Here is a 4952-nt window from a genome sequence, read left to right on the forward strand (position 1 = left end):
TCAGACGTGTAGTATTCCGATCTTAGGGAGAGAGGGAGATAGAGAGATAGGGAGATAGGGAGATAGGGAGATAGGGAGGTAGGGAGATAGGGAGATAGGGAGATAGGGAGATAGGGAGATAGGGAGATAGGGAGATAGGGAGATAGGGAGATAGGGAGATAGGGAGATAGGGAGATAGGGTAGTGGTACACAAGTAGTGATTTTAGCTCGCGTTACCTTGACCAGTGGCTTGTTTAAAAATACTATTATAAATACTAATCTTCTAAGAAGATTGAGTTACGGTAACTATTTTTCCAGAATTCAAGCGCTCCATATAGTCTTTAAGTTCAGTGGCTACTTTGCTACAGAGGAAATAGGCACCGAAAAGATTAGGTAAACCCATAGAAAAAAGCATACTATCACTGAAATTAATGACTGCTTCTGGGTTAGCCACAGCTCCAATAAAGATGGTGATCAAAAATAATATTTTGTAGACAATCAAAGTTCTCGAACCAAACAAATAATCCCAACAGATTTCACCATAGTAACTCCATGAAATCATGGTAGAGAAAGCAAAAAAGAACACAGATATGGCAAGGAGGATGGGAAACCAACTAATTACAGTACCAAAAGCAGCAGCGGTCATTTCGGCACCACCGAACTCAGCAAACTCAGAATTTTTGTATACTCCAGTGATGACTATTACTAGAGAAGTCATATTGCAGATGACCACAGTAACAATAAAAGGTTCGAGTAGGGCTATAATGCCTTCCCGCACTGGTTCCTCAGTCCTGGCAGCAGCGTGAGCAATGGCAGATGAACCAATACCTGCCTCATTAGTAAAGGTTGAACGCCTTAATCCCTGTACTAACACCCCAATCAAACCTCCCTCAACGGCTTGGGGAGAGAAAGCTTCTGTCACAATAGTTTCGATTGCAGATGGGATGCTGGAAAAATTGACAATCAGAATCCACAGGGATGTCAAAATGTAGATCCCACACATGACGGGTACGATGGTACCAGCCACTAAGCCAATACGTTGAATGCCACCAATAATTACCAATGTCACTAGGCCAACCATAATTAAGCCATAAACCCAGCCTCGATTGATCAGCCAGGGCACTACGCTGGCCATTACTTCAAAAGATTGGTTAGCTTGAAACATGCTCGAACCACCAAATGACCCAGCAATGGCAAAGATGCAAAATAGGAGGCTCACAATTTTGCCGAGTTTTTGATATCCCATTTCGGCTAAACCAGCCGAGAGGTAATACATTGGACCACCAGCTATCGTTCCGTCTGGTCTGACCACTCGATATTTTTGAGCCAAGGTACATTCTACAAATTTACTGCTCATGGCCAATAACCCGGCAAGGGTCATCCATAACGCAGCTCCTGGTCCTCCGATACTGATGGCAAAAGCAACACCGCCAATGCTACCGAGTCCAACACCAGCGGATAGGGCAGTTGATAGAGCTTGAAAGGAAGAGATTTCACCGTTTTGGTTGGGTTGCTCGTATTTGCCTAATGCTATGTCAATGGCGTGTCGAAATCCCCAGATGTTGATGAAGTTCATCCGGAAGGTGAAGAAAAGGCTACCACAGACTAGCCACAAGACAATCAGTGGCATACCACTGATGCTAAAGAAGAGTACATTAGATATGCCATTTAAGATTTGGTTAACAATAGCGGTGAGGTTAGTTAGAACCGAGTTGTTTGCTGCTAGAGCTAGAGTGGGTAAATTGAAAAAAATATGATCTAGTGTCAACGTCTTTTAGCAATACTTCTTTACAAATTTACCAGGACTTACCAAAAACTGGGCAGCAAATATAGCAGTAATATCACCCTAATGGTAGATTTGCTGTCAGGATTCAGGGGTATGGTGTTGACAAAGACTAATTAATCAAAGATAATAATAGATTACGTGTACTTTCCTGCTCGGATCAGGTGAAGGCATACCAAAAGCTGGCACAAGCACGAAATCCTATCCATCGGAACAAACACTAACCAGCTACCTGTACGGCAACTCTAGAAAAACAAATCCATGACCTACGCAATTATCGAAACTGGTGGCAAGCAACTGCGAGTAGAACCCGGTCGCTTTTACGACATCGAACTACTGCACGTTGAACCAGAGCAAAATGTCACCATCGACAAAGTCCTGTTCGTTAATCATGATGGTGAAATCAGCATCGGTCAGCCCTTAGTTGAAGGAGCAACCGTACAAGGAACGGTGATGCGACACTTTCGCGATCGCAAAATCATCGTCTACAAAATGCAGCCCAAGAAGAAAACTCGCAAGAAGCGGGGACACAGACAGGAAAAAACCCGTCTGATGATTGATGCTATTAGTATGAATGGTTCTGTGCTCGCCTCGGTTTCCAAAGCAGAGGAAGCACCAGTCTCAGCAGAAACTGCCCCTGAAGCACCAGCAACTGAAGCACCAGCAACTCAGGAAACGGCTGAAACTGCTCCGGAATAGTTTATGGCTCAGACCTGTGGATAAGGCAAAATTGCCTCAAAATTCCCGTAAAAACACCGAAATATAACCGAAATATAAAGGAACATTATGGCTCATAAGAAAGGAACAGGAAGTACTCGTAACGGTCGTGACTCTAATTCCAAACGCCTAGGGGTCAAGCGCTACGGTGGTCAGGTTGTCAAGGCTGGCAACATTTTGGTACGTCAGCGAGGTACTAAGTTTCATCCTGGTACCAATGTTGGTCGTGGCGGTGATGACACTCTATTTGCCAAGGCTGATGGCATAGTCACTTTTGAAAGAAGGGGTAAAAGCCAAAAAAAAGTCAGCGTTTACCCGGTTGAAACCGAAGCATCAGCTTAGATACAACGGTTTATAGTTGAGACTGAAATCCCTCCATCAGCAGTTGGCTGCTGTTGATGGTAACTGATGAGGCACCCCCTTGGGGGTGCTTTTCTCTTGAAAATATCTCTGGCAAAAACAAAAGGCAATGGGTAATGGGTAATTGTTAACTACCCATTACCCATTACCCTAGAAGGGATATGATAATTACTCAACTGGATTTAGACTTCACACTTCAAACTTTATGGCCTAACTTCTCTAATACAGGTGCAGTTGAAACCACGTGCCGTTCTAAACCCAGTTGCTTTGGACTAACCCCTAGGGCGAGGGCAACTAACTGGGGTAAATGCAATACTGGTAACTTTAACTGACGCCCAATCACCTTTTCTACCTCTGGTTGACGGGAGTCCAGATTAAGATGACACAACGGACAAGGGGTAACTATGCAGTCGGCACCAGCATCCAAAGCTTCCTGAATATGGCTCCCTGCCATCTTGAAGGATTGTTCTGTGGCATAACTAGATATTGGCCAACCACAACATTGAGTACGACCTCGGTAATATACAGGTGTTGCTCCTACGGTGCGAAATACAGTTTCCATGGATTCTGGATGCACTGGGTCATCGTAGGGGATGGATGTCTGAGCTCGCAGCAAATAACAACCATAGAATGCAGCACACTTGAGTCCAGTTAGCTTGCGACTCACGTGTGCTGCTAGGGCTTCCATGCCGTAATCTGCCACCAATGCCCAGAGTAAATGCTTGACTTCCGTAGTGCCTTTGTAAGGAGAACAGCCTTCTTTTTTCAGCAAGCCATTCACTTTTTCCACATAAGCGGTGTCGGTATCTTGGAATTCCTTTAAACGCTCATCTACATGACCAATTACTCCCTGACAAGTGCTGCAATGGGTTAACAGGGGTAGATTCAGCTCCTCAGCTAGGGCGATGTTGCGAGCGTTAACAGTGTCTTCTAGGAGTTGGGAATCTTCTTTGAAGGTTCCAGAACCACAACAAGCAGCTTTTTTCAACTCAATCAGTTCAATTCCTAGCGCTTGGGTTAAGGCTGAGGTAGATTGGTATAGTTCTCCACAGGCTCCTTGAGCAACACAGCCGGGGAAATAGGCATATTTGAGCGTAGCAGATGGCATAGTAATTTATACTTAATCGCCTTAAAACGGTTAGAGATCAGCTCAAGGGTAACAGCTCATGGCCTAAGCGCTACTAGCTTGTTCAAAATTCGTAACCGTAGCGCTTTATTTCTTCCTCAAAAATGTACTGGACAATTTTTCGCGACCGCTCATTATAGTACTCTCGATAGTCTGTCTTTCTTTCTTCAGTTTTGTTGATCACTGGTATTTGCACTTTGAAGGGCACTCCAGCTTTATCCAAGACTCTGTCAAAATCATCCTGAAGGGTTTCAAAACGCATTACACTATCCATACCTTTGGTATAGTTTCCATAGAGTGTGTAAGGTTCAGCAGGAAGACCTACAAACTGTTTAACTCGGTTTCGATTAGTATTCCGAACCAGGGATTGAACGGTTCGTTTCAGTCCATTTCCGTAAATAGAGCCATAGTGTTTCTCAATCCAATCATTAAATGAATGGGTTTTGCAAAATTCCATGTCTTCTATATAACCCGGTAGACGGTGAACCCATGACGTGGAATCAGCGATAAAGTGTTGGTATTTTGAGGCTCTTTTTACATAGTCGGAAGCTAAACTGTCAAAAGGGTTGCGAATACAACTAAATTTTAGATAAGATGCTGCCTCTTTTTCTGTCAAAAGATTGCGTCTGAACATCTCTCGTAGAGAATGATGTCTTCTGTGCATCAAAAATTTTCCGTTGGCGTCTAGGATGTCTTGGGCGGGGACTAGTTCGCCTTCTAGCTTTTTTTCCAGAACATCTTCTACTGCTGTGCAACCAGTTCGCGGTGCCATCAGATATAGTAAGCCGTATTTACGGCAAATCATTGCCATGATCAAGCTCCTTTGATTATAGGGATTATGATAAACAAGACGTAAGTATTCAGCTATCAGCTATCAGCTATCAGCTATCAGCTATCAGCTATCAGCTATCAGCTATCAGCTATCAGCTATCAGCTATCAGCTATCAGCTATCAGCTATCAGCTATCAGCTATCAGCTATCAGCTAT

At 43.9% G+C, this 4952-nt stretch carries 6 protein-coding genes; 2 read left to right on the top strand and 4 right to left on the bottom strand.

The genetic code is table 11. From position 1 onward, the window contains the following. Both F6K52_RS32400 and F6K52_RS32405 read right to left on the bottom strand, forming a co-directional pair. Positions 1–191, bottom strand: a 191-nt coding sequence (locus F6K52_RS32400; protein WP_293088586.1) for a hypothetical protein, incomplete at its 3' end; no start/stop codon positions are given. Positions 192–262: 71 nt separating this feature from the next. Then, positions 263–1666 (bottom strand): alanine/glycine:cation symporter family protein, encoded by a 1404-nt coding sequence (locus tag F6K52_RS32405; RefSeq protein WP_364420819.1) that lies wholly within the window; start codon positions 1664–1666, stop codon positions 263–265. 357 nt (positions 1667–2023) lie between these two features. Here F6K52_RS32405 and rplU point away from each other — a divergent pair, with 357 nt between their 5' ends. Both rplU and rpmA read left to right on the top strand, forming a co-directional pair. Beyond that, complete coding sequence (rplU, locus tag F6K52_RS32410) at positions 2024–2461, top strand: 50S ribosomal protein L21 (protein ID WP_008188488.1); 438 nt, start codon at positions 2024–2026, stop codon at positions 2459–2461. A gap of 87 nt (positions 2462–2548) precedes the next feature. Further along, complete coding sequence (gene rpmA, locus F6K52_RS32415) at positions 2549–2821, top strand: 50S ribosomal protein L27 (RefSeq protein WP_293088590.1); 273 nt, start codon at positions 2549–2551, stop codon at positions 2819–2821. A 214-nt stretch (positions 2822–3035) separates the two neighbouring features. On the opposite strand, the gene F6K52_RS32420 is transcribed toward rpmA, so the two are convergent. Beyond that, positions 3036–3947: a CoB--CoM heterodisulfide reductase iron-sulfur subunit B family protein gene (locus F6K52_RS32420; RefSeq protein ID WP_293088592.1), complete on the bottom strand. Its 912-nt coding sequence runs from the start codon at positions 3945–3947 to the stop codon at positions 3036–3038. Between the two features lie 82 nt (positions 3948–4029). Continuing rightward, entirely contained in the window at positions 4030–4776 is a 747-nt protein-coding gene (locus F6K52_RS32425; RefSeq protein ID WP_293088595.1) for a sulfotransferase family 2 domain-containing protein, read from the bottom strand. Positions 4777–4952 lie beyond the last annotated feature (176 nt).

The organism is Moorena sp. SIO3H5 (assembly GCF_010692395.1).
Taxonomy (GTDB): Bacteria; Cyanobacteriota; Cyanobacteriia; order Cyanobacteriales; family Coleofasciculaceae; genus Moorena.

What these genes read in the sequence shown, in the direction of transcription:
- rpmA (WP_293088590.1), top strand. Translation starts at nt 2,549, where the DNA reads ATGGCTCATAAGAAAGGAACAGGAAGTACTCGTAACGGTCGTGACTCT.
- rplU (WP_008188488.1), top strand. Translation starts at nt 2,024, where the DNA reads ATGACCTACGCAATTATCGAAACTGGTGGCAAGCAACTGCGAGTAGAA.
- F6K52_RS32425 (WP_293088595.1), bottom strand. Translation starts at nt 4,776, where the DNA reads ATGGCAATGATTTGCCGTAAATACGGCTTACTATATCTGATGGCACCG.
- F6K52_RS32420 (WP_293088592.1), bottom strand. Translation starts at nt 3,947, where the DNA reads ATGCCATCTGCTACGCTCAAATATGCCTATTTCCCCGGCTGTGTTGCT.